22 protein-coding genes (1 of these 22 cut by a window edge) are annotated in these 23,251 nt (G+C 63.8%); 12 read left to right on the forward strand and 10 right to left on the reverse strand.

What is annotated here, in order from left to right; translation table 11 throughout:
* Positions 1-242, forward strand: partial view of a hypothetical protein gene (locus IVB41_RS05675; RefSeq protein ID WP_247427676.1) — the end only. Its footprint begins 349 nt before the window's first position; only the last 242 of its 591 coding nucleotides appear in the window; the start codon falls outside the window, past its left edge; the stop codon is at positions 240-242.
* A gap of 241 nt (positions 243-483) precedes the next feature.
* On the opposite strand, the gene IVB41_RS05680 is transcribed toward IVB41_RS05675, so the two are convergent.
* On the reverse strand, positions 484-1,572 hold the full coding sequence (locus IVB41_RS05680) for a TRAP transporter substrate-binding protein (protein WP_027565590.1): 1,089 nt from the start codon (positions 1,570-1,572) through the stop codon (positions 484-486).
* Between the two features lie 290 nt (positions 1,573-1,862).
* On the opposite strand from IVB41_RS05680, the gene IVB41_RS05685 reads away from it, so the two are divergent.
* Entirely contained in the window at positions 1,863-2,948 is a 1,086-nt protein-coding gene (locus tag IVB41_RS05685; protein ID WP_247427680.1) for an NAD-dependent epimerase/dehydratase family protein, read from the forward strand.
* A 120-nt stretch (positions 2,949-3,068) separates the two neighbouring features.
* The gene (locus IVB41_RS05690; RefSeq protein WP_247427683.1) at positions 3,069-4,046 is read left to right on the forward strand and encodes a prolyl oligopeptidase family serine peptidase; all 978 of its coding nucleotides are present in this window, start codon (positions 3,069-3,071) and stop codon (positions 4,044-4,046) included.
* A 468-nt stretch (positions 4,047-4,514) separates the two neighbouring features.
* Here IVB41_RS05690 and IVB41_RS05695 read toward each other — a convergent pair whose 3' ends face one another.
* The 5 genes from IVB41_RS05695 to IVB41_RS05715 form a co-directional block, all read right to left on the reverse strand.
* Entirely contained in the window at positions 4,515-5,843 is a 1,329-nt protein-coding gene (locus IVB41_RS05695) for an NAD(P)H-dependent oxidoreductase (RefSeq protein WP_247427686.1), read from the reverse strand.
* A gap of 204 nt (positions 5,844-6,047) precedes the next feature.
* Positions 6,048-6,848 (reverse strand): phytanoyl-CoA dioxygenase family protein, encoded by an 801-nt coding sequence (locus IVB41_RS05700; RefSeq protein WP_247290141.1) that lies wholly within the window; start codon positions 6,846-6,848, stop codon positions 6,048-6,050.
* Positions 6,849-6,933: 85 nt separating this feature from the next.
* On the reverse strand, positions 6,934-7,611 hold the full coding sequence (locus IVB41_RS05705; RefSeq protein WP_247427689.1) for a GntR family transcriptional regulator: 678 nt from the start codon (positions 7,609-7,611) through the stop codon (positions 6,934-6,936).
* A gap of 189 nt (positions 7,612-7,800) precedes the next feature.
* A complete protein-coding gene (locus tag IVB41_RS05710; RefSeq protein WP_247427692.1) occupies positions 7,801-8,613 on the reverse strand; it encodes an alpha/beta fold hydrolase in 813 nt (270 codons plus the stop codon).
* A gap of 2 nt (positions 8,614-8,615) precedes the next feature.
* Positions 8,616-9,434, reverse strand: a complete 819-nt coding sequence (locus IVB41_RS05715) for an alpha/beta fold hydrolase (protein WP_247427695.1) — start codon at positions 9,432-9,434, stop codon at positions 8,616-8,618.
* 136 nt (positions 9,435-9,570) lie between these two features.
* Between IVB41_RS05715 and IVB41_RS05720 the strand changes: the two genes are divergently transcribed.
* Positions 9,571-10,113: a methylated-DNA--[protein]-cysteine S-methyltransferase gene (locus IVB41_RS05720; protein ID WP_247427698.1), complete on the forward strand. Its 543-nt coding sequence runs from the start codon at positions 9,571-9,573 to the stop codon at positions 10,111-10,113.
* Between the two features lie 17 nt (positions 10,114-10,130).
* Here the strand turns inward: IVB41_RS05720 and IVB41_RS05725 are convergent, their stop codons facing one another.
* Both IVB41_RS05725 and IVB41_RS05730 read right to left on the reverse strand, forming a co-directional pair.
* Entirely contained in the window at positions 10,131-11,675 is a 1,545-nt protein-coding gene (locus IVB41_RS05725) for an acyl-CoA synthetase (RefSeq protein ID WP_247427701.1), read from the reverse strand.
* A 149-nt stretch (positions 11,676-11,824) separates the two neighbouring features.
* Complete coding sequence (locus tag IVB41_RS05730; RefSeq protein WP_247404274.1) at positions 11,825-12,997, reverse strand: acetyl-CoA C-acetyltransferase; 1,173 nt, start codon at positions 12,995-12,997, stop codon at positions 11,825-11,827.
* 150 nt (positions 12,998-13,147) lie between these two features.
* Here IVB41_RS05730 and IVB41_RS05735 point away from each other — a divergent pair, with 150 nt between their 5' ends.
* The 8 genes from IVB41_RS05735 (at position 13,148) to IVB41_RS05770 (ending at position 22,258) form a co-directional block, all read left to right on the forward strand.
* Positions 13,148-13,807, forward strand: coding sequence for a TetR family transcriptional regulator (locus IVB41_RS05735; protein WP_027514106.1), 660 nt, complete (start codon positions 13,148-13,150; stop codon positions 13,805-13,807).
* A 66-nt stretch (positions 13,808-13,873) separates the two neighbouring features.
* Positions 13,874-14,632, forward strand: coding sequence for an SDR family NAD(P)-dependent oxidoreductase (locus IVB41_RS05740; protein WP_007615252.1), 759 nt, complete (start codon positions 13,874-13,876; stop codon positions 14,630-14,632).
* 186 nt (positions 14,633-14,818) lie between these two features.
* A complete protein-coding gene (locus IVB41_RS05745; RefSeq protein WP_247427703.1) occupies positions 14,819-15,625 on the forward strand; it encodes an enoyl-CoA hydratase/isomerase family protein in 807 nt (268 codons plus the stop codon).
* Between the two features lie 43 nt (positions 15,626-15,668).
* On the forward strand, positions 15,669-17,540 hold the full coding sequence (locus IVB41_RS05750) for an AMP-binding protein (RefSeq protein WP_247427706.1): 1,872 nt from the start codon (positions 15,669-15,671) through the stop codon (positions 17,538-17,540).
* 110 nt (positions 17,541-17,650) lie between these two features.
* The gene (locus IVB41_RS05755; RefSeq protein WP_247427709.1) at positions 17,651-18,778 is read left to right on the forward strand and encodes an acyl-CoA dehydrogenase family protein; all 1,128 of its coding nucleotides are present in this window, start codon (positions 17,651-17,653) and stop codon (positions 18,776-18,778) included.
* A gap of 15 nt (positions 18,779-18,793) precedes the next feature.
* On the forward strand, positions 18,794-20,038 hold the full coding sequence (locus IVB41_RS05760; RefSeq protein WP_027565575.1) for an acyl-CoA dehydrogenase: 1,245 nt from the start codon (positions 18,794-18,796) through the stop codon (positions 20,036-20,038).
* Between the two features lie 137 nt (positions 20,039-20,175).
* Positions 20,176-21,420 carry an acyl-CoA dehydrogenase gene (locus IVB41_RS05765; protein WP_247427712.1) on the forward strand — a complete coding sequence of 415 codons (1,245 nt, stop codon included), beginning with the start codon at positions 20,176-20,178 and terminating at the stop codon, positions 21,418-21,420.
* Positions 21,421-21,559: 139 nt separating this feature from the next.
* Entirely contained in the window at positions 21,560-22,258 is a 699-nt protein-coding gene (locus IVB41_RS05770) for a nitroreductase (RefSeq protein WP_247427715.1), read from the forward strand.
* 118 nt (positions 22,259-22,376) lie between these two features.
* Here IVB41_RS05770 and IVB41_RS05775 read toward each other — a convergent pair whose 3' ends face one another.
* Positions 22,377-22,925 carry a sigma-70 family RNA polymerase sigma factor gene (locus tag IVB41_RS05775; RefSeq protein WP_007597240.1) on the reverse strand — a complete coding sequence of 183 codons (549 nt, stop codon included), beginning with the start codon at positions 22,923-22,925 and terminating at the stop codon, positions 22,377-22,379.
* The gene (locus IVB41_RS05780) at positions 22,925-23,155 is read right to left on the reverse strand and encodes a NepR family anti-sigma factor (RefSeq protein WP_027565572.1); all 231 of its coding nucleotides are present in this window, start codon (positions 23,153-23,155) and stop codon (positions 22,925-22,927) included. The genes IVB41_RS05775 and IVB41_RS05780 overlap by 1 nt, the downstream gene beginning before the upstream one ends.
* Positions 23,156-23,251 lie beyond the last annotated feature (96 nt).

Raw genomic sequence — 23,251 nt, forward strand, 5'->3', positions numbered from 1 at the left:
TGCTCGGCGGCTTCGATCCCGCGACCAAGAAATATGTCGGCACCGAAGCCGTGATCAAGGCGCAGATCGCGCAGGTCCAGGCCGACAAGAAGATGCCAACCAAGGACAAGAAGGAAGCGCTCGACGAGCTCAATGAAGCGCTGAAGACGCCTGCGCCGCAGGTCGAGAACAAGGCCAACATCGAGCTCGTCGCGAAGTACTACGACAAGCTGGTCGCGGCGCTCGGTGACGATCAGAATTGAGGACGCAACTCTCACTGCTGTCGTGCCCCGGCTTGACCGGGGCATCCAGTACGCCGCGGCGGATGCGGTGAGAGCGAGCTCTGTAACGCGGGTCTCTGGATACCGGATCGCCCGGTCAAGCCGGGCGATGACACCTTTGGTGACGCGATCTTTCGCTTAACCCGCCATCAGCGCCCAATAAAAAGCCCCGGAGACATCTCCGGGGCTTTCGTCGTTTCTGCCTTACGCGCCGCTCAGCGCCTCACGTCCGCGTCCGCATCCGCATCATGAAGCTGTCGAAGCTCAGCTCGGCGACCTGCATCCAGGCCAGCGATTCACTGCGGAAAGCCGTGAGGCTCGCATACATCTTGCCGAAATGCGGGTTGGTCTTGGCGAGATCGGCGTAGATCTCGTTGGCCGCGCCGTAGCAGCTTTCGAGAACTTCCTGCGGGAACGGTTTCAGGATCGCGCCGGCCACCAGCAGACGCTTCAGCGCCGGCGGATTGACGTAGTCGTATTTGCCAGTCACCCAGGTGAAGGTATCGCGCGACGCGGCATCGACCGCGGCCTGGTAGTGCTTCGGCAGCGTGTTCCACTTGTCGAGATTGATGATGTTGTGACCCTGGCCGGTGCCTTCCCACCAACCCGGATAGTAATAGTACTTCGCAACCTTCACGAAGCCGAGCTTCTCGTCGTCGTAGGGTCCGACCCATTCGGCGGCATCGAGCGTGCCCTTCTCCAGCGCGGGATAGATGTCGCCCGCCGCGATCTGCTGCGGCACGCCGCCGACCTTGGCGATGATCGTGCCGGCAAAACCGCCGACCCGGAATTTCAGTCCCTTGAGATCGTCGATCGATTTGATCTCCTTCCGGAACCAGCCGCCCATCTGCGCGCCGGTCGACCCGGTCGGAATGCCGATGGAGTTGTATTCCTTCAGCAGATTGTTGATCAGGTCCTGGCCGCCGCCCCACTGCAGCCACGAAATGTGCTGGCGCGTGTTCAAGCCGAACGGCAGCGACGTGCCGAACGTGAAGGCGGGGTTCTTGCCCCAATAATAGTACAGCGCGGTGTTGCCCATCTCGACCGTGCCGTTGGCGACGGCGTCGAGCACCTGCAGGCCCGGCACGATCTCACCGGCGGCGAATGCCTGGATCTGGAATCGATTGTCCGTGATCTCGGCGACGCGCTTGGCGAAATACTCGCAGCCGCCGTAGAGCGTATCGAGCGCCTTCGGCCAGCTCGCGGCATATCGCCATTTGATCTCGGGCATCGACTGCGCGATCGCCGGCGCAGCGACGGCACTCGCGGCCAGGCCCAATCCGCCTGCCGTCAGGAATTTACGACGTTCCATGCGCTTCCCTCCGTTAAGTCGATGCTTCGACCTGGGGAACGATCTTGGTGTCGTCTTGTCTTCGTCGACGCTCGACGTTTTCTGTTGAGACGTTGTGGCGTTTCCGAACGGCCCTTGCGGGCACCGGGAGATGGAATTCCGATCGTTGCGGTTCCGCGCGCGAGGATGACCGGGCGCTTCGCCGGAATCAAGCCTCATCGGCGCCTCGCAGCTGCGAACACCGGCCTGACGCAAGTCGGGCCTGCACGCGATCTGCTATTCAGTCGCGCCAAAACCAGGGAGGCTCGCGCATGACGGGCAAGAAAGTCGTGGTCGCCGGAGCGAGCGGTCTCGTCGGCAATGCCGCGTTGCGACACTTCGGCCTGGCGGGAGGGTGCGATGTGATTGCCCTGTCCCGGCGGAAGCCGCGCGACCTCTACGGTGCCCGTCATGTCCCGATCGACCTGACCAGTGCAGCGGATTGCGAGCGCGCCGCCTCGGAACTGAGCGGCGCAACGCATCTGATCTACGCCGCGCTCTACGAGGCGCCGCAGCTCGTCGACGGCTGGCGCGACCCGCAGCAGATCAAGACCAACGATTTGATGCTGCGCAATCTGATGGATGCACTTGAGCCTGTGGCGCCCGGCCTCAGGCATGTCGCCCTGTTGCAGGGCACAAAGGCTTACGGCGTCCACGTTCGCCCCTTGACCGTGCCGGCCCGCGAAGGCCGCTCCGAAATGTACGAGCAGCCCAACTTCTACTGGGCGCAGGAAAACTTCTTGCGCGACCTCCAGACCGGCAAGAGCTGGCATTGGAGCATTCTGCGGCCGGTGCTGATCGTCGGCCTCGCCATGGGCGGCGCCATGGATTTGATCCCGCCGCTCGGCGTCTATGCCGCGATGCTGCGCGAGCAGGGCAGACCGCTCGATTACCCCGGCGGCGCCCCGCGGGTGGGGCAGGCCGTCGATGTCGATCTCCTCGCCCGCGCCATTGCCTGGTCGGGCGAGGCCGAGGCCGCGCGGAACGAGGCCTTCAACGTGACCAATGGCGACGTCTTCACCTGGGAGAACATCTGGCCTGCGGTCGCCGACGCGCTGGAGATGAAGCCGGGCAGGCCGGTCCCGCTGTCGCTCGCGAGGGAATTCCCGAGCTGGGTCGCTCCCTGGGACGCGTTGCGCCGCAAGCACGACCTTGCATCGCCTGCGTTGGCCGAATTCGTCGGCCTCTCGTTCCAATACGCCGACTACAGCCTGCGCTACGGCCAGACCGAATCCGGTCCGCCCTCGATCGTCTCGACCGTGAAGATCAACCGCGCCGGCTTCACCGAGATGATGGATACCGAGGATATGTTCCGGAAGTGGTTCAGGCAGGCGAAGCAAGAGCGGCTGCTGCCTTGAGGCAGAACCAAAGCCGATATGTCGGGGATGGTTGCCCAAGTCAGTTTGTGACCCGAAGGCGACATAATCGGCTGGTTCAACTAGCCATTGTGAAGGTCCTCTGCCCGCGCGGAGCCAAGAATGCGTCGCGTTATTTTATTGTCTGCTCTCTATTTCTTCCTTGAACTGGCGGTGGCGAACGCGGCGGGGGTCAAAAATTTTGACATTCCTGCTGACGGGGCGGGACCGGGGATCAGGCTGCTTGTTTGGACACCTTGTGCGGAGACCCCGCGAGAACTGGATGCCCGTGGCGCCATTTTCCTCGCAGTCCCCGGATGCGCAGTGACAGGCGAAAAGCTTCCCCTCATCGTGATATCGCACGGCAGGCGAGGATGGTTCGGCGGCCACCATGACACTGCGGCGGCCTTGGCCGACGCGGGCTTTGTCGTCGCTGCGCTCAATCATCCCGGTGACACTTGGCGCGACACTAGCCGTACCGATAGCCTTTCTGTGCTGGTGGAGCGGCCTGCGGACATTAAGCGGCTGATTGACTACATGCTCGATAGTTGGCCCGACGCGGCGCGCATCGACGCTCGGCGTATTGGTCTCTACGGATTTTCGTTTGGCGGCTATACGGGTCTTGCTGTCGTCGGTGGTAATCCCGATTTGCGAAAGGGCCTGCCCAATTGCGCGACGTCCAGCCTGTTGGCCTGTAAGCAGCTTGAAAGCGGTGAGGCACCTAGTCAGCCAGTCACGTCCGATCCGCGCGTGAGGGCCGCTGTCATCGTTGATCCATATCCGGCATTTGTGTTCCCAGAGAAGGACCTGAAGGAAGTAGCGGTCCCGGTGCAGTTGTGGAGTTCCGACGTCGCCCAAAACGCTGACGGCCTGTCTGGATGCTGTGCGGCAGCGGTCAAACAACGGCTTCCGATGCTGGATTATCACTTCGTAACAAACGCCAAACACTTCTCTTTCCTTGCCACCTGCAGCCCGAAGGAAGTGCAGGGTAATCCGACGGCTTGCACCGATGCGCCGGGTTTCAACCGCAACGATTTTCATCAACAGCTTCACGCTGAGATGATTGGTTTTTTCCGTAAGCACCTTGGTGAAAACCAGTAGACGTCGCAGTAGGTGGGCCGCGCGGGCCTGCCAATGTCGCTGATTGGCCCATCGCTTCCGTTGACGTGGGGCAGCTACATGTCAGTTCACAGGGGCTGACCGGAAGTTTGCGGCTGAGCTCGAAACCAACGCGATTGACCCATTGTGGACTTTTTTTGAACAGGCTTACCCTGCGTCCGTTCGGATACTGAGTCCTTGAAAACAATGCGCGGATCGGTGCACTGTTACGGTGCGTGGCGAGAAGATCATGTGGACGTTCTTAACCGGCCTTTGCCTTTTCATCGGGCTTGCGGCGGCTGCGCTATGGTTTGGGCAAAGGGCCAGACGGCGTTTCCAAAAAGCCTGGGGCAGTTGACAAAATCGTTTCCAGCATCGAACTGCTTTTCATCGTGGCAGTGTTTTTTGTAGTGTTTTATACATGACACGTTGACGGGCTGCCCCCATAAGCTTTGATCCACCAATTTCGATTTATGAACGCGCGGCCTGATCTGCGCTTGCGAACGCCGCTTCCATTGCCTTCCGCGTCTTCACCGTCTCGTTGTCTGCGTCGAACTCGACATCGCTCCAGCGCACGATCTCGCCATGGCCGACGTCGTGCTTCAGCTTCAGCCGATGCGCCAGCCCGATCGGCAACGCGCCGGCCTTGAGGCTCGCGGCCGCCGGCACCAGCTTGCCCCACACCGTGTAGCCGCCTTCGCCGTCCAGCATCTCGCCGGCGCGCAGATTGCGTTTTGCCACGGCGGCGACGTCGCCGCGGAAACCATGGGGCTGCCCGGTCGGCTCGCCCCGCAGGGCTGCCGACAAGACCGAGATGTTCAGCTCGAGGCCGATCAGATGGTACGGCTTGTACATCGCCGCGTACCGTCCGCTGCCGTCGGTCTTCAGGCCGTACTGCCTGAAGCAGTCGGCCGCGTAGTCGTTCGGCGCCTCGAGCACGACGTAAACGCCCCAGCGCAGATCGCGAAACACCGGCCTTCCGTCGCGCTCAAGCGAGGAGACCACTTCCACGACGCCCGATCGCTCCAGCACGCCGCCCTTGCTGCGCGGCCGCATGATATGCGGGAGGTCGTCGACGCCGCAGGGTGGAAACAGCAGGCCCTCCGCAGGCACGTCTAGTCCGCAGGCGTTCGCAATCGCGGCCATCTCGATCGCCGATTTGGTGCCGTCGAGGAAGGAGTTGAACATCTGGGGATTCATCCCGGCCGATTGCGCCTCGCCCGCGGTCAACCCGTAATGCTGCCAGACGCCGTCAGGCGTCACGTCGTGATAGGCCGGCAGGTATTTTGTGCCCTTTCCGGCGGCAACCACGTGAAAACCGGTGGCGCGAGCCCAATCCACCATCTCCGCGGTCAGCGCGGGCTGGTCGCCATAGGCGAGCGAATAGACCACGCCCGCCTTGCGGGCTTCCTCGGCGAGCAGCGGACCCGCGAGCACGTCGGCCTCGACATTGACCATCACGATATGCTTGCCGGCCGCGATCGCCGCACGGGCGTGCTTGATGCCGGCGGCCGGATTGCCGGTCGCCTCCACCACCACGTCCATCGCGCCGCCGGCAATCGCGCGCGCGCCGTCATCGGTGAAGACAGTGGCGGCGATCCGCGCCGCGTCCCATCCCACTGTGCGGCAGGCCTCGCGCGCGCGGTCGCGATCGATGTCGACGATGATGGGCACCTCCAGTCCCGGCGTGTGCGGCACCTGCGCCAGGAACATCGAGCCGAATTTACCGGCGCCGATCAGCGCCACACGGACGGGCTTGCCGGCGGAAGCGCGGGCCTGGAGGAGGCGGAAGAGGTTCATGGGGATGGTCCTGCGAGGCAGAAATTGGTGAGGGGCGTGTTTCTATCAGATCGTCATGGCCGGGCCTGACCCGGCCATCCACGTCTTGCCGGCAGCGGTCGTCTCAAGGCGTGGATCCCCGGGCCTTTGCGTCGCCGAAGCGGCTTCGGCCGCGCAGGCGGGACAAGCCCGGCCACGACGACCGAGGATGTTTTGCGAGTAAGTCTACTCCGCCGCCTGCCGCGGCGCACGGGCGAGCCGGACCAGCGCGTCGTCCTTCACCGTCTTGATCGGCGCAAAATCGCGATGCGCGATGTACTCCGGCCGCGTCGGGGTGCGGATGTAATTCGAAACCGCGTTCAGCGTCAGGTACACGATCTTGCGCGGGTAGGGCGTGATGTTGCCCGCCGAGCCATGCACGAGATTGCCGTGGAACATCAGCATGCCGCCCGGCTTGCCGGTCGGCGCCACGATGCCGCCCTGCTTGACGAGGCGCGTCACGGTCTCCTCGTCCAGCGTCCACAGCGGATAGGAGGTCGTCGCGAGGTCGTGCGAGGCCTTGAGGTCGCCGGCGTTCTGGCTCTGCGGCACCAGCATCAGCGGGCCGTTGATCGGCATCACCTCGTCGAGGAAGATCGCGATGTTCATCGCGCGCGGCTCTGGCATGCCGTCGTCGCGCTTCCACGTGCCGTAATCCTGGTGCCATTGCCAGACGTCGCCGGTGAAGGCGGATTTTGCGTTGATCTTGAACTGGTGCATGTAGACCTGCTCGCCGAACAGCTGCTCGACCGGGTCGATCATGCGCGGATGCGCACCCAGAATGCCGAACGCCTCGTTGTAGAGATGCGCGGCAAAGGCGGTGCGCGGCGCACCGCTCTTCTCGCGCCAGACCTCGGGGCGGTTCGCGTCATAGATTGCGACCGCCTCGCGCGCGAGGAGATCGACCTCCTCCGGACTGAACAATTCGGGCAGGAACAGCCAGCCCTCGCGGTGGAAGAACTCCAATTGCTCCTGGGACAGTTTCACGGCGCATCCTCCTGTTTTAATTTTTGTTATCGCTCGTCATGGCCGGGCTTGACCCGGCCATCCAAGTCTTTGGCGGTGGTGGCTGCTACGCCGCCGCCTCTTCCGTCGCCCTCAATCTCTCCTCGGTCATCCGTCCAGCCGTCTGCGCGTGCGCAAGCGCCGCACGTTCGGCCGCCTTCGCATCGCCTCCGAAAATGTGTCCGGCAATGTCGGCATGCTCGGCCCAGGCACTGCCGCGATAATCGAGCTCGGACAGCACCGTCGCCATCGAGCGGCGCATATGCGGCCATTGCGGTGTAATCGTCTCTTCGATCACGGGATTGCCGGCGAGCCGATAGATCGCGCGATGAAACTCGACGTCGAGCGCGATCAGCTCGGCGAGCGTGGTCTTGCCATCGATCCCGCGCCCGGCGGCGAGCGCCGCCTCCAGCCGCGCGCGTCCCGCCGCATCGCTTGCAGCGCGCTCCCCTGCAAGCCGTGCCGCCAGCGCATCGATCGCGCCGCGCACCTCGTAGAGCTGGCGGATGCGTGCGGGATCGAGCTGGGTGACTTCAAAGCCGCGCCGGCCGCTTTCGGCGACGAGTCCCTGCCGGTGCAATAGGTGCAGCGCATGCGACACCGGCTGGCGCGACACCCCGAGCCTGTCGGCGAGCTCGTTCTGCCGGATGCGCTGGCCGGGCTGCAGCGTGCGGTCGGAGATCGCCTCCAGGATCCGCGCATAGACCTGGTCGATCAGGTTCGGAAGCGGGTCGAGAGGGATCACGCCGGCAGCTCCGAGGATGATGACAGGGATACGGAATTCCGTATTCGAAGATACGGCGAGAGGATAAGGGCGTCAAGCGCGGCCAATGCGGCGTCCGACCTCGTTTTTGCGATTCGCCAAGCCATTGATATTGCTGGGCTCGGCTACTGTGCATGGGGTTGTTTTCAAGGAAAAGAGATGTGAGGCCGCCTACTCCGCCAGGAACGCGTTCACCGCCTCGCCGAACTCCAGCGGCGCCTGCTCGAACATCCAGTGCCCGGCATTGGGGATCACGGCCGTCTTAGCCCCCGCGATGTGCTCGGCCAGCACGCGCCACATCACCGACAGGCTCCCCGTCGTCGCGCCGCCGCCGATCAGCAGCGTCGGGGTCCTGATCGCCTGCGCGTCCGCGAGCGTGTAGGGCCTGCGCTGCTCGTTGATCTGGCCGAGGAAGGTGATCGCGTTGTCGCGCAATTGCTGCTTCGCCGCCGCCGGCACGCGCCGCCATGTGCCGTCGCCTTCGATGCCTTCGTAGAAGTTCTGCAGCGCGCTCTCGATGTCGCCGGCGCGGATCATCTCGACCGAGCGCGCCGTGCGCGCCGCCAGCGGCGGATGCGCGGGCGTGCCTGCGGGCACCGGCAGGCTGGCATCGAGATCGCCGCCGGGCTCGGCCAGCACCAGTTTGCGCAACAGATCCGGCCGCGACTGCGCCACGCGAAACGCGATGTGGCCGCCGCGCGAATGGCCCATCAGATCGACCGGCGCGGGTTCGACCTGCTCGATGAAGGCGATCACGTCAGCGACGTGCTGGGCCATCTTGTAATCGTCGCCGACGGCATCCCAGTGCTCGGGAAAGAAATGCCGCAGGCTGACCGAGATCACGCGATGGGATTTCGACAGCGGGCCGAGCACGGAATACCAGGTGCGGAAATCGCCGAGCGTGCCGTGCACGCAGACCAGCGGCGGGCCTCGTCCCACTTCGAGATAGGCCATGTCGTAATCGTTGACGCGAAATGTCTGCATGATCAGCCCGCCAGAAAATCCAGCACCACTTCGGAGTATTTCTGCGGCGCCTGCTCGAACATCGGATGCGTTGCGTTCGGGATGACCGCCGTCTTGGAATACGGCACATGCGCGGCGAGCGCATGCAGCACTTTCGGCAGCAGGCCCTTGGTCCGTGCGCCCAGGATGAACAGCGTCGGCATCGTAATGGACTGCGCGTCCGCCTTCGAGAATGGCGGGCGGTTGTCGCGGACCTGGCCGATCAGCGTGAAAGCGTTGTCGCGCAGATTCTGCTTCACCAGCGCCGGCAGCCGCGGCCAAGTGCCGGCGCCTTCAAGCGTGTCGACGAAGACGGCAAGGCCGCCGTCAATGTCGCCGGCCGCGATCTTCTCGGCCGAGGCCGTGAACCGCGCCAGCAGCGGCGAGGGACCGCCGGCATAATCAGGATCGAGGCTCGCATCGAGTTCGCCGCCGGGCTCGGCCAACACCAGCCGCCGGAGCAGCTCCGGCCGCCGCTGCGCCACGCGGAAGCAGATGTGCCCGCCGCGGGAATGGCCCATCAAATCGACCGGACCGAGGTCGAGTTCCTCGATGAAGGCGATGACGTCCTCGACATGCTGGGCGATCGAATAGGTGTCGCCGACGCCATCCCATTGCGCCGGGAAGAAGTGCCGCAGGCTGACGCAGATCAGCCGGTGCCGCTGCGACAGCGGCCCGAGCACGCAGCCCCAGACACGGAAATCGTTGAGCGAACCATGCACGCAGACCAGCGGCGGCCGGTCCCGGTCTTCGCCCACGTCGAGATAGGGCATGTCGTATCCGTTGACGTGGAGGCTTTGCATTCTGGGCTCGCGAACAGGGGCGGAACTCCTGTGCAAGATTCCCGGAAACCGGGTGGATCGCAACTATTTCCAAGCCTAGATTTGAGCTCAGTTCACATTGGGGGCATGCGAGGGAACGCAAGCCAGGGACCAAACCATGACCGACCAGCATTTTGCCCTGTTCGATAGCAAGATCGGCCTGTGCGCCATTGCCTGGGGTCCGCGCGGCATCAATGGCACGCAACTGCCGATGGGCGGCGAGCAGAAGATCCGCACCCGCATCAGCCAGCGCCATGCCGACGCCAGCGAAGCCGAACCGACCGTCGAAGTGCAGCAGGCGATCGACCGCATCACAAAACTGCTCGCGGGCGAGCCGGATGACCTTACCGACATCCCGCTCGATCTCGACGGCGTGCCCGACTTCAACCGCGGCGTCTACGCGATCGCCCGCGCCATTCCGCCGGGCAAGACCGTCACCTATGGCGACATCGCCAAGCGACTCGGCGGTGTCGAGCTGTCGCGCGACGTCGGCCAGGCGCTCGGCCGCAACCCGTGCCCGATCGTCGTGCCCTGCCATCGCGTGCTGGCGGCCGGCAACAAGCCCGGCGGCTTCTCCGCCAATGGCGGCGTGGTGACCAAGCTGAAGATGCTGGAGATCGAAGGCGCGCTGGTGAACCACACGCCGAGCTTGTTTGATTGAGGCGATGACGCCGCGGGCTAGATCTTCACCGCCGCCTTCGGCCAATATTTGTCGCGCAAATGCCGCTTCACCAGCTTGCCGGTCGGCGTGCGCGGCAGCTCGGCTTCGAAATCGATCGAGCGTGGGCATTTGATCGACGAGAGCCGGCTCTTGCAGTAGGCGATCAGGTCGGCCTCGAGCTCCTTGCCCGCGCGCTTCGGATCGTGCGGCTGCACCACCGCCTTCACCTCCTCGCCCATCTCCTCGTTCGGCACGCCGAACACCGCGACGTCGGCGACCTCGGGATGGGTGATGAGCACGTCCTCGGTCTCCTGCGGGTAGATGTTCACGCCGCCCGAGATGATCATGTAGGACTTGCGGTCGGTGAGAAAGAGAAAGCCGTCACTGTCGAGATAGCCGACGTCGCCGAGCGTCGACCAGCCTTTTGCGTTGTAGGCCTTCTTCGTCTTCTCGGGATCGTTGTGATAGGTGAAAACCGGCGCATCGGCGAAATAGACCGTGCCGATCTCGCCCGTCGGCTGCTCCTCGTCGTTCTCGTCCAGAATCTTGATCTTGCCGACCACGGCGCGGCCGACGCTGCCGCGGTGCTCCAGCCATTCTTTCGAGTTGCAGACGGTGACGCCGTTGCCTTCGGAGCCCGCGTAATACTCGATCAGGATCGGCCCCCACCATTCGATCATCTTGGCCTTGACCTCGACCGGGCAGGGCGCGGCGGCGTGGATCGCGCCCTTCAGCGTCGAGACGTCGTAGCGGTTGCGGGCCTCGTCCGGCAGCTTCAGCATGCGCACGAACATGGTCGGCACGAGCTGCGCGTGGGTCACCTTGTATTTTTCGACCAGCTTCAGGAAATCTTCGGCGTCAAAGTGCTCCATGATGATGGAAGTGCCGCCGAGCAGGATCGCCATCATGTTGAAGCGCAAGGGAGCCGCGTGATAGAGCGGCGCCGGTGAGAGATAGGTGGTCTCGTCGTTCATGCCGCACATGCTGGCGCAGAGGACGCGCAGAAACGCGTTCGGCTCGTCGATCGGCTTGCCCTCGAACGCCTTCTTGATGCCCTTGGGCCGGCCGGTGGTGCCCGATGAATACAGCATGTCATAGCCGGCGACCTCGTCGTCGATCGGCGTTGTCGGCTGCGTGGCGGCTTCCTTGTCGTAGGAGCGGAAGCCGGCTTGCGGCTCGTCCATCATGTAGAAGACCGGCTCGCCGGCCGCACCCTTGATCAGGGCCTTGATCTGGTCGGCGCATTTCGGCGTGGTGATCACGACCTTGGCGCCGCAATCGGCGATGATGTAGTCGATCTCGTCCTGCTTCAAATAGCGGCTGATCGCGGTGTAATAGAGCCCGCTGCGTTGCGCCGCCCAGCAGATCTCCATGAAGGCGAGGCGGTTCTCCATCAGCAGCGCGATGTGGTCGCCGGCCTTCAGCCCGAGCGAGCGGAACAGGTGCGCGCCCTGGTTCGAAAGCTCGTCGAGCTCGCGATAGGTGATCGCCTTGCCGGTCCCGGCCATCTGATAGGCGATCTTGTCGGGCGTGGCGCGGGCGTGGATGGAGGGGTGAGTCATGTCTCTGTTTACACGGCTAGGAGTAACGTTCCCCGGACGCAACGCAGCGCGTAGCGGTGCGCTGCAGATCTGAGGTCCATTGTGAGGCATGGGTCCCGGCTCTGCGCCGCAGCGTTTCACGCTGCAGCGCGTCCGGGACACGAGAGAGCTTACAGCCGCTCCACGATCGTCACATTCGCCATGCCGCCGCCTTCGCACATGGTCTGGAGCCCGTAACGCTTGCCGCGCTGATGCAGGGCATGCACCAGTGTCGTCATCAGCTTGGTGCCGGAGCCGCCGAGCGGATGGCCGAGCGCGATGGCGCCGCCATTGACGTTGAGACGTTCCGGATCGGCGCCAGTGGTCTTGAGCCACCCCGTCGGCACCGAGGCAAAGGCCTCGTTGACCTCGAACAGGTCGATGTCGTCGATCGTCATGCCGGCCTTCTCCAGCGCGCGCTTGGTGGCGTGCAGCGGAGCATCGAGCATGATCACGGGATCGCCGCCCATCATGGTCATGTGATGGACGCGCGCGAGCGGCTTCACGCCAAGCTGCTTCAGGCCACGCTCGTTCACCACCATCACGCCGGAGGCGCCGTCGCAGATCTGGCTGGCGCTGGCCGCGGAGAGCTTGCCGTTCTCGGCGATCAGCTTGACGCCCTTGATGCCGTCGAGCGTGGCGTCGAAGCGGATGCCCTCGTCGACGTGGTGGGTGTCCTTGGAGCCGTCGGCGCGGGTGATCTCGAGCGGCACGATCTCCTTTTTGAAGTGGCCGGCCTGGGTTGCCGCGATCGCGCGCTGATGGCTGTTGTAGGAATACTCGTCGAGCTCATCCTTCGACAGGCCGTACTTCTCGGCCATCATTTCGGCGCCGGTGAACTGGCTGAACACGATGTTTGGATAACGGTGCTCGATACCCGGGCTCTTGTAATTGCCAAAGCCGTTCTTAGCGGGAAGCTGCGACGACAGGCCCATCGGCACGCGTGTCATCGATTCCACGCCGGCGGCGATCACCACGTCCATCGCGCCGGACATCACGGCCTGGGCTGCGAAGTGCAGCGCCTGCTGCGAGGAGCCGCATTGGCGGTCGATCGAGGTACCCGGCACGCTCTCCGGCAGTTTCGAGGCCATGATGGCGTTGCGCGCGACGTTGTTGGATTGCTCGCCGACCTGCATGACGCAGCCCATGATCACATCCTCGACCAGCGCAGGATCGACCTTGGTGCGGTCGACCAGCTCGTCCAGCACCTTCGCGGCGAGATCGGCCGGATGCCATCCGGCGAGGCGGCCCCCCTTGCGCCCGCCGGCGGTACGCGCGGCGGCGACGATATAAGCCTCGGCCATGTCGGTTTCTCCCTGGATTATTTGAACGGTTGGTTGTCGGGCGGATTTAAGGGGCGACTGGTTGTTTAGTCAATCGATCAATTAACTCTTGTGGGGAGGCGCTGCTTGGGCTTATCTGCGGCCGCTCTCGCGCCAAAATCGGGGATATCCGTGACCACCAGCGTACCGAACCGGCTCCCCAGCGGAAAGAATTCCACGGCAGAGAAATTGCTCGTGGCCGCGAGCGAGTTGATGATCGAACGCTCCTCGATCGAGATTTCGCTGAGCGACATCGCCCAGAAGTCCGGTGCCAACGCCGCGCTGGTCAAATATCACTTCGGCAACAAGGACGGCCTGCTGCTGGCGCTGCTCGAGCGCGACGCGGGGACGGAACTGTCCAATCTCGAGTATCTGCTGGCGCAGCCGATCACGCCGACCGCCAAGTTGAAGCTGCATATCGGCGGCATCATCCGCGCCTATCACCGGTTTCCCTACATGAACCGGCTGATCCACTATCTGCTGCACGAGAGCGTCGCGGGCTCCGCGGACGAAGTCTCGAAATTCTTCGTCGCACCGCTGCTGGATTTCCATCGCCGCCTGCTCGCCGAAGGCGTCAGTCAGGGCGAATTCCGCGCCACCGATCCGGTGCTGTTCTACACCAGCCTGATCGGCGCTTGCGATCATTTGTTCTTCGGCCGGCACGCGATGTCGCGCGCGACCGGCGTCGGCCCGGTCACCGACGACGTTTGCCGGCAATACATCAAGCATATGGAAACGCTGATCTGCGGCGGCATTCTCACGAATATCGAGGAAGCTGCCGCGGCCGGATGACCGGCCAGAACGCAGAAGTCTAGAGAAGAAACGCCCAAGGAAAAGGTTCGAGGAAAGGTACAAGCGATGCAGTTGAAAGACGTAGCCGTTCTCATCACGGGCGGCGGGTCCGGCCTCGGTGCCGCGACCGCCCGCGCCATGGCCGCCAAGGGCGCCAAGATCGGCGTGATCGACCAGAGCAAAGAAAACGCCGAGAAGGTTGCCGCCGAAGTGAAGGGCATCGCGCTTCACGCCGATGTCACCAGCGAGGAGCAGATCAAGGCGGCGATCGCCAAGGCGGAAGCCGCGCACGGCGTCGCGCGCGTGCTGATGAACTGCGCCGGTATCGGCGGCTCGCAGCGCATCGTCGGCCGCGATGGCGTCTACCCGCTGGAAAAGTTCGCGCGCATCATCAATGTCAATTTGATCGGCACCTTCAACTGCCTGCGTCTGTTCGCCGAGCGCCTCGTCACAATCGAGCCGGTCGGTGAAGAGCGCGGCGTCATCGTCAACACGGCGTCGGTCGCGGCTTACGAAGGGCAGATCGGTCAGATCGCTTATGCGGCGTCGAAGGGCGGCGTCGTCGGTCTCACGCTGCCGGCCGCGCGCGACCTCGCGAGCCAGAAGATCCGCGTCAACACCATCGCGCCCGGCCTGTTCCTGACGCCGCTGCTGATGGGCTTGAACGAAGAGGCCCGCAAGAGCCTCGGTGCCCAGGTGCCGCATCCCGCGCGTCTCGGCGACGCCAATGAATACGGCTCGCTCGCCGTGCACATCGTCGAGAACCCGATGCTCAATGGCGAGACCATTCGCCTCGACGGCGCGATCCGCATGGCGCCGCGGTAGCTCTTCCTCCCTTCTCCCCTTGTGGGAGAAGGTGGCGCGCGTAGCGCGCCGGATGAGGGGTCTCTATCCACGGAAACAGACCCCTCACCCAAGCGAATTCCGGGTTCGCAGCATACATGCCCTCTCCCACAAGGGGAGAGGGCGCAGCAATCGGCACCGCGAATGGCGGCAAGCACGAGGCGCCTCATGTCCCAATCGCTGCTGATCGAGCACAATGACGGCGTCGACACAGTGACGCTCAATCGTCCCGAACACCTCAACGCGCTCGATCCTGCGTTGATCGACGCGCTGAATGCTTATTTCCAAGGCCTCCAGCGCAATCGCGATACCCGCGTCGTAGTGCTGAAGGGCGCCGGCAACAATTTCTGTGCGGGCCTCGATCTCAAGGCCGCGATGGCGCGCCGTGCCGGCCAGCAGGAGCCGCCTGGTGTCGCCGAGTCGCTGGATTCGCAGCGGCGCATCGCCGACATCGTGATGCTGATGCGGCGCTGTCCGCAGCCGATCCTCGCGCTGGTACAGGGCGCGGCGGCCGGCGGCGGCTTTGCACTTGCGCTCGCCTCCGATATCCGCATCGCGACGAGATCGGCGCGGATGAACTGCGCCTTCATCAAGCTCGGCCTTGGCGGCTGCGACATCGGCACCAGCTATTTCCTGCCGCGCCTTGTCGGTGTCTCCGTTGCCTCGGAGCTGATCCTCACGGGACGCTTCATCGGCGCCGAGCGGGCGCTCGCGGTCGGGCTGGTCTCCGAGGTCGTCGACGAGGACAAGCTCGATGAGGCCGCCGAACCCTATGTCGACGCGATGATCACGGCCTCGCCCGTGGGTCTACGCCTGTCCAAAGAATGTCTCAACATGAGCGTCGATGCCGGATCGCTGGAAGCCGTGATCGCGATGGAGGATCGCAACCAGGTTCTGTGCAGCCGCTCCGAGGAATTTTCGGAAGGCATCAGGGCCTTCCTTGAGAAGCGAAAGCCTGTCTATATCAGGCGCTGACAATGAAAATCCGTAAAGGACGAGAAATTCCGGGAGACGCAAAATGAGTGGAAGCGCGGCGGCGGTGATGACGAAGCCCGCCTTTCGCAAGGTCGAGTGGCTGGCGCGCGACATCGATGTCGAGCGCCGCGACGACGGCACGGTGGTGCTGAAGTCGCGCATCCCGCTGCAGACCTACGAGAAGCATATCCCGGCATCGCTGGCAAAATGGGCGAAGGAAGCGCCCGAGCGGATCTGGCTTGCCCAGCGCGGCGGCCCTAACCGCGAATGGCGTAAGGTGTCCTATGGGGAGGCCAAGCGCACCGTGGATGCGCTGACGCAAGGCCTGCTCAATCGCGCGCTCGACGGCCGCCCGGTCGCAATCCTCTCCGGCAATTCGATCGAGCACGCGCTGATGACGCAGGCCGCGATGCAGGCGCGCGTCCCGGCCGCGCCGGTCTCGCCGGCCTACTCCTTGATGAGCCATGATCACGTCAAGCTGAAATATTTGTTCGACCTGATCAAGCCTGGCGTGGTCATGGTGCAGGACGGGCCGACCTTCGAGAAGGCACTGAAAGCGCTTGATCTCACCGGCGTCACCGTCGTTCACGTCTCACGGCCTTGCGACGGCATCGCGAGCGTCAGCTTCGCCGAGTTCGCGGCGACAACCGCGACCGCTGATGTCGAAGCGTCGATCGCAAAGATCGCGCCTGAGAGCGTCGGCAAGCTACTGTTCACGTCAGGCTCGACCGGCATGCCCAAGGCCGTCATCAACACGCAAGCGATGATGTGCGCCAATGCGGCGATGATGATGCAGGTGCGGCCGCGCGATCCCAGCGGTCCGATCTCGACCATGCTGGATTGGATGCCCTGGAACCACACCATGGGCGGCAATGCGGCGTTCCATCCGATCCTGGTCGACGGCGGCACGCTCTATATCGATGACGGCCGGCCGATGCCGGGCCAGTTCGATGAGACGCTGCGCAATCTGCGCGAGATCTCGCCGACCTATTACGCCAACGTCCCCGCGGGCTATGCCGCGCTCGCCGCCGCCATGGAGAAGGACGACGGGCTGTGCCGATCCTTCTTCAAGAACCTCTCGATCATGGCCTATGGCGGCGCGCGACTGCCGGATGATCTCTACGATCGCATGCAGGCTCTCGCCGTGAAGACCACCGGCGAGCGCATCGTGTTCTACACCGGCTGGGGTTCGACCGAGACCGCGCCGACCTCGACCGGCACCTATTGGGACACCGAGCGCGTCGGCCTGATCGGCCTGCCGTTCCCCGGCGTCGAGTTGAAGATGGTGCCCTGCGGCTCGAAATACGAGCTGCGTCTGCGGGGCGTCAACGTCACGCCGGGCTATTTCGGCCAGCCTGACCTGACGAAGAAGATGTTCGACGAGGAAGGTTTTTACTGCATCGGTGACGCCGGCGTCTTCGTCGACGATTCCGATCCGGTGAAGGGCATCATCTTTGCCGGGCGCGTGGTGGAAGATTTCAAGCTGACCACCGGCACCTTCGTCCATGTCGGCTCGCTGCGCACGGATGCGATCGCCGCGGCAACGCCTGTCGTCCATGACGCGCTGGTCGCGGGGCAGGATCGCGCCTTCATCGGCCTGCTGGCCTGGCCGAACCTGCACGCCTGCCGCCAACTCGCCGGCAATCCCGATCTCAGCTTCGATGATGCAGTGAAGCATCCCGAGGTGATCGCTTGCTTCAGGCGCGGGCTGGAGGCTCACAACAAGGAGTGCGAAGGCGCCAGCAGCCGTATCATCGCGCGCGCCATGCTGATGGCGGAACCGCCCTCGATCGACGGTAACGAGCTCACCGACAAGGGCTACATCAACCAGCGCGCCGGCCTGGAGCGCCGTGCCGCGCTGGTCGAGCGGCTTTATGCGGACAAGCCCGACCAGCATGTGATCGTGCTGAAATGAACACCGTAGGATGGGTAGGGCGCAGCGAAACCCATCGCTCGTAGTCAGACACTCGATGGGTATCGCTTTGCTCCACCCACCTACAGAACAACAGTAACGGGATACGCGCCATGAACTTCGATTTCTCTGACGACCAGAAGCAGCTCCGCGATCAGGCGCGCAAATTCCTCACTGAGAAATGCTCGCCAAAGGCGGTGCGCGCAGTTCTCGACGGCAAGGCGCCGTATGACAAGGAGCTGTGGAAGGGGCTCGCCGAGATGGGTTTTCTCGGTGTTGCAATCCCAGAGGACTTTGGTGGCGCCGGCGCCGGTCATCTCGAACTTTGCGTGATCGCTGAAGAGATGGGCCGGGCGAACGCGCCGGTGCCGTTTTCCTCCACCGTCTATCTCGCAGCCGAAGCGCTGCTGATCGCGGGCAGCGACGCGCAGAAGAAGAAATGGTTGCCGGCGATTGCCTCGGGCGAGGCGATCGGAACGCTGGCGCTGTTCGAGGGCAAGGGCAATCCGTCACCGAAGAACGTCAAGCTCACGGCTGCCAATGGTATGCTCAACGGTGTCAAGAAGCCGGTCGCCGATGGCGCGATCGCCGACTTCGCGGTGGTCGCGGCACGCACGGGATCGAGCGGACGCGACGGCGACATCTCCTTGTTCATCGTCGATCTCAGGAATGGCGGCGTCGAAGTGAAAAGCCTGACCAATCTCGATCCGACCCGCGGGCAGGCCGAGATTACTTTTAGGGATTGCAAGGCCGAGCCGCTGGGTGCGGCCGGCGAAGGCTGGAGCATCTTGACTCAAGTGCTCGATCGCGCCGCGGTGCTCTGCGCGTTCGAGCAGGTCGGCGGCTCCGACCGCGCGCTGGAGATGGGCCGCGACTATGCGCTCGACCGCATCGCCTTCGGCCGACAGATCGGTTCGTTCCAGGCGGTCAAGCACATGCTGGCGGACATGTACGTGTCGGCAACGCTGGCGCGTTCCAACAGCTATTACGGCGCCTGGGCGCTCTCGACCAATGCAGGCGAATTGCCGGAAGCGGCTGCAGCCGCGCGCATCAGTGCAACGCAGGCGTTTCAACACTGCGCCAAGAACAACATCCAGGTTCACGGCGGCATGGGTTTCACCTGGGAGTTCGACTGCCACATGTACTACCGCCGCGCCAACGCCATGGCGCTCGGGCTCGGCAGTCTGTCCTATTGGGAAGACCAGTTGATCGACCGCATGCGCAAGAAGAACGCGGCGTAGGCGAAGGGCAACGTCATGAACTTCGACGATACCCCGCAGGAAGCCGAATTCCGCGCAACCGCGCGCGCCTGGATCGGTGCGAATGCACCGAAGCAATACGAGGACGAGCTCCGCAAATCCTCCCTCGGCCGCACGCAATTGAAGAACGCCAACATCCTCGACGTTGCAAAGGCCTGGCAGAAGAAGAAGGCCGATGCCGGCTGGGCCTGTCTGCATTGGCCGAAGGAGTATGGTGGCCGCGGCTCGTCGCCGATCGAACGTGTGATCTGGCAGCAGGAAGAGGGGCCGTTCGGCCAGCTATCCCGCATGTTCATCATCGGCCACGGCATGTGCGGGCCGACCATGATGGCGTTCGCGCGCGAGGAGCATAAGCGCGCCTATCTGCCGCCGCTCGCCTCCGGCGAAAAGGTCTGGTGCCAGCTGTTCTCCGAGCCCGCCGGCGGCTCCGACGTCGCTGGGTTGCGAACCCGCGCGGAAAAGGACGGCGACGACTGGGTGATCAACGGCCAGAAGATCTGGACGTCGGGCGCGCACTATTCCGACTACGGAATTTTGCTCACCCGCACCGATCCGACCGTGCCCAAGCACAAGGGCCTGACCATGTTCTTCCTGGACATGAAGAGCCCGGGCGTCGAGGTGCGGCCGATCAAGCAGGCGAGCGGCGCTTCCGACTTCAACGAGGTCTATTTCACGAACGTCCGCATTCCCGATCACCAGCGCCTCGGCGAGGTCGGCGACGGCTGGAACGTCTCGCTGACCACGCTGATGAACGAGCGCAGCGCGATCGGCGCGGCCGTCTCGACCGGCTTCCCCGAGCTGTTCGATTATTGCTCGGACCTGATGCTGGACGACGGCCCTGCCATCGAGGATCGTGCGGTGCGCGCGAAGCTGGCGAACTGGGCAGTGAAGGCGAGCGGGCTGAAATACACCAGCATGCGCGCGATCTCCGCGCTGTCGAAGGGCGAGCGCCCGGGACCGGAAAATTCCATCGGAAAGCTGGTGGCGGGCTCGATGATCCAGGATGTCGCGACTTATGCCCTGGACTTGCAGGGCGCGGGCGGAGTGGTCAGCGGCGAGGATGCCGAACTCGCCGGCCGCTTCCAGGCGATGCTGCTGCGCGCGCCGGGCACCCGTGTCGAAGGCGGCACCGACGAGATCATGCGCAACATCATCGCCGAGCGGGTGTTGGGCCTGCCCGGCGACATCAGGGTCGACAAGGACGTGCCGTTCAACAAGATCCCGACGAAGGGAAGAGGCTGATGATCCTCATCCTGAGGAGCCGCGGAACGCGGCGTCTCGAAGGATGCAGGCCCGACTGACGCCACATGATTCGAGACCGCGCTGCGCGCCTCCTCACCATGAGGGACTAAGACAGAGCAAGAACGAAGAGGTCCGCCATGAATTTCGACGACACCCCGCAGGAAGCCGCATTCCGCGAGACCGCGCGCAAATGGGTCGAGGCCAACGCGCCGAAGGAGTTTTTGGCCGAGCTGTCAAAATCCTCGCTCGGCCGCATCCGGCTCGCCAACCACGACATCGTCGATGTCGGCAAGGCCTGGCAGAAGAAGAAGTCCGAAGGCAACTGGGCCTGCCTGCATTGGCCCAAGGAATATGGCGGCCGGGGTGCGACGCCGATCGAGCGGGTGATCTGGCAGCAGGAGGAAGGCGTCTATGGCAAGCTGACGCAGCCGTTCCAGATCGGCGAGGGCATGTGCGGCCCAACCGTGATGGCTTTTGGCAGCGAGGACGCCAAGCGGCGCCATTTGCCGAAGCTGGCCGCGGGCGAGGAGATTTGGTGCCAGCTCTTCTCCGAGCCGTCGGCGGGCTCTGACGTCGCGGGCTTGCGCACGCGCGCGGAGAAGAAGGGCGACAATTGGGTCGTCAACGGCCAGAAGATCTGGACCTCTGGCGCGCACTATTCCGACTACGGTCTTTTGATCGCGCGCACCGATCCCAATGTGCCCAAGCACAAGGGGCTCACCATGTTCTTCCTGGACATGAAGAGCCCCGGCGTCGAGGTGCGTCCGATCAAGCAGGCCAACGGCATGCAGGAGTTCAACGAGGTCTATTTCACCGACGTCGTCATTCCCGACAGCCAGCGCCTCGGTGCCGTGGGCGAGGGCTGGAGCGTGTCGCTGACCACGTTGATGAACGAGCGGATGTCGATCGGCTCGCGGCTTGCGACCGGCGTCCCCGAGATGTTCGAGTTCTGCTCCAATCTGATGCTGGAGGATGGCCTCGCCATCGACGATCCCGCCGTGCGCTCAAAACTCGCGAGCTGGGCGGTGAAGTCGAGCGGGCTGAAATACACCAGCTACCGGGCGATCTCGGCACTGTCCAAGGGTGAACGGCCGGGGCCGGAGAATTCGATCGGCAAGCTCGTGTCCGGCATGATGCTGCAGGACATCGCAACCTACGCCATGGACCTCCAGGGCGCGGCCGGCGTTCTCACAGGCAGCGACGAGGAAACCGTTCAGGGCCAGTTTCAGCAGATGCTGCTGTCCTCGCCCTCGATGCGCATCGCGGGCGGCACAGACGAGATTTTGCGCAACATCATCGCCGAGCGCGTGCTGGGACTGCCGGGCGACATCCGCGTCGACAAGGACGTGCCGTACAACAAGATCCCGACCAAGGGACGGTGATCTAGTCTCTCGCTGTATCTTGTAGGGTGGGCAAAGCCAAGCGTGCCCACCATGCGCAGATGCGCCGAGGTAAGTCTGTCGGTGGGCACGGCGCTATGCGCCTTTGCCCACCTTACGAAGAGAAGGCGCGAGTTGATCCATGGACGCACAAGTAAAGCAAAACGACCGCATCGGCGTACTCGAAGAGCTACTCAATGAGCGCTACTCGGTGCGGGCCTTCCTGGCCAAGGAGGTCGATCGCGCGACGATCGAACATTTGCTGACGACCGCGCAGCGCACGGCGTCCTGGTGCAACAGCCAGCCCTGGCAGGTCGTCATCGCCAGCGGCGAGGCCAAGGAGCGTTTCCGCAAGCTGATCTACAAGGAGGCTTCGGGCGGTCTCGGGGACGACTATGATTTCCCGCCGCCGCGCGAATATCTCGGCGCCTATCTCGATCGCCGTCGCGAGAGCGGTTTTCAGCTCTACAACACGCTCGGCATCGCGCGCGGAGACAAGATGGCCTATGCCAAGCAGGCGCTGGAGAACTACAATTTCTTCGGCGCGCCGCATGTGGCCATCATCCACACCGACGAGCCGCTCGGCATCTACGGTGCGATCGATTGCGGCGCCTATGTCTCGAACTTCATGCTGGCCGCGCAGGCGCTCGGGCTCGGCACGATTCCACAGGCGGCGCTCGCGCGTCACTCCGGCCTGATCCGCCGCCATTTCAATCTGCCTGATGATCGCCGCATCGTTTGCGGTATCTCGTTCGGCTATGCCGACAGCGCCCACAAGGTCAACAGCTACCGCACGTCGCGTGCGAGCGTGGCCGAGACCGTGACCTTCGTGGACGAGTGATCGAGCGACGCAGGCGCGCATCAAGTTTCACGCTTCAGACATGATCACTTCAGACATGCGAAGACGGCCGCGGAAGCGGCCGCCTTCATCGCGGTCTCGGTCCGATTGACGCCGGCGGTCAGCCGCCGCTGCCGCCGATGACGGCGCGAATGGTCTCGTCGGGCCCGAAATCCTCGGCGCCGTCGACATAGAGCAGCGCCGCGAGCTTGGAGCGCGCACGGTTGACGCGGCTCTTGATCGTGCCGACTGCGCAGCCGCAGATCGAAGCCGCATCCTCGTAGGAGAAGCCGGAGGCGCCGACGAGGATCAGCGCTTCACGCTGGTCCTGCGGAAGCTTGTCGAGCGCCGTGCGGAATTCCTCGAACTCGAGATGGGCGTTCTGCGAGGGCTGCGTCTTCAGCGTCTTGGCATAGTTGCCTTCGGCATCCTCGACTTCCCGCCGCCGCTTGCGATAGTCGGAGCGGAACAGGTTGCGCAGGATCGTGAACAGCCACGCCGGCAGATTGGAGCCGGGCTGGAACGAATCGATGTTGGCGAGCGCGCGCAACAGCGTCTCCTGGACCAGATCGTCGGCGCGATCGGCATTGCCGCTGAGCGAGATGGCGAACGCGCGCAGACTGGGCACGGCCGCCAGGATGTCGTTACGCAGGGAGTCCGTGAGAGGCATCAATCCCTCCCATTGTTGTCGTTAGAGCCGCCACCATTTTCCACTTGGGGTGCCGCTCCCGGCGCATCAAGTTTCTTGATCAGTTCCGCGAACCGGTCCGGAACCCCCTGCCGCACCACGTCGTCGTACATGGCGCGCAGCTGGTGCCCGATCCGGGACTGTATCTCCGGAGTGAGCCCTCCCTTGCCGGGGGTCGTGCTTTTGCTGGCTTGAGACTTGAGATCTTTCATGACCTGTTCCACGTTTCCCCGAGTTAAGTAACTGTAAAATCGAGAAGTTCTCTCAACCGGGAGCCGTTCCCTGGATAGGCTCAATGCGAGCTGCGA

The organism is Bradyrhizobium sp. 44 (assembly GCF_023073095.1).
GTDB lineage: Bacteria > Pseudomonadota > Alphaproteobacteria > Rhizobiales > Xanthobacteraceae > Bradyrhizobium.

Coding starts and splice junctions, on each gene's coding strand:
- IVB41_RS05775 (WP_007597240.1), bottom strand. CDS start 22,925: ATGCCTCTCACGGACTCCCTGCGTAACGACATCCTGGCGGCCGTGCCC.
- IVB41_RS05720 (WP_247427698.1), top strand. CDS start 9,571: ATGACCGACCAGCATTTTGCCCTGTTCGATAGCAAGATCGGCCTGTGC.
- IVB41_RS05730 (WP_247404274.1), bottom strand. CDS start 12,997: ATGGCCGAGGCTTATATCGTCGCCGCCGCGCGTACCGCCGGCGGGCGC.
- IVB41_RS05770 (WP_247427715.1), top strand. CDS start 21,560: ATGGACGCACAAGTAAAGCAAAACGACCGCATCGGCGTACTCGAAGAG.
- IVB41_RS05680 (WP_027565590.1), bottom strand. CDS start 1,572: ATGGAACGTCGTAAATTCCTGACGGCAGGCGGATTGGGCCTGGCCGCG.
- IVB41_RS05750 (WP_247427706.1), top strand. CDS start 15,669: ATGAGTGGAAGCGCGGCGGCGGTGATGACGAAGCCCGCCTTTCGCAAG.
- IVB41_RS05715 (WP_247427695.1), bottom strand. CDS start 9,434: ATGCAAAGCCTCCACGTCAACGGATACGACATGCCCTATCTCGACGTG.
- IVB41_RS05740 (WP_007615252.1), top strand. CDS start 13,874: ATGCAGTTGAAAGACGTAGCCGTTCTCATCACGGGCGGCGGGTCCGGC.
- IVB41_RS05695 (WP_247427686.1), bottom strand. CDS start 5,843: ATGAACCTCTTCCGCCTCCTCCAGGCCCGCGCTTCCGCCGGCAAGCCC.
- IVB41_RS05710 (WP_247427692.1), bottom strand. CDS start 8,613: ATGCAGACATTTCGCGTCAACGATTACGACATGGCCTATCTCGAAGTG.
- IVB41_RS05685 (WP_247427680.1), top strand. CDS start 1,863: ATGACGGGCAAGAAAGTCGTGGTCGCCGGAGCGAGCGGTCTCGTCGGC.
- IVB41_RS05690 (WP_247427683.1), top strand. CDS start 3,069: ATGCGTCGCGTTATTTTATTGTCTGCTCTCTATTTCTTCCTTGAACTG.
- IVB41_RS05780 (WP_027565572.1), bottom strand. CDS start 23,155: ATGAAAGATCTCAAGTCTCAAGCCAGCAAAAGCACGACCCCCGGCAAG.
- IVB41_RS05725 (WP_247427701.1), bottom strand. CDS start 11,675: ATGACTCACCCCTCCATCCACGCCCGCGCCACGCCCGACAAGATCGCC.
- IVB41_RS05755 (WP_247427709.1), top strand. CDS start 17,651: ATGAACTTCGATTTCTCTGACGACCAGAAGCAGCTCCGCGATCAGGCG.
- IVB41_RS05760 (WP_027565575.1), top strand. CDS start 18,794: ATGAACTTCGACGATACCCCGCAGGAAGCCGAATTCCGCGCAACCGCG.
- IVB41_RS05745 (WP_247427703.1), top strand. CDS start 14,819: ATGTCCCAATCGCTGCTGATCGAGCACAATGACGGCGTCGACACAGTG.
- IVB41_RS05765 (WP_247427712.1), top strand. CDS start 20,176: ATGAATTTCGACGACACCCCGCAGGAAGCCGCATTCCGCGAGACCGCG.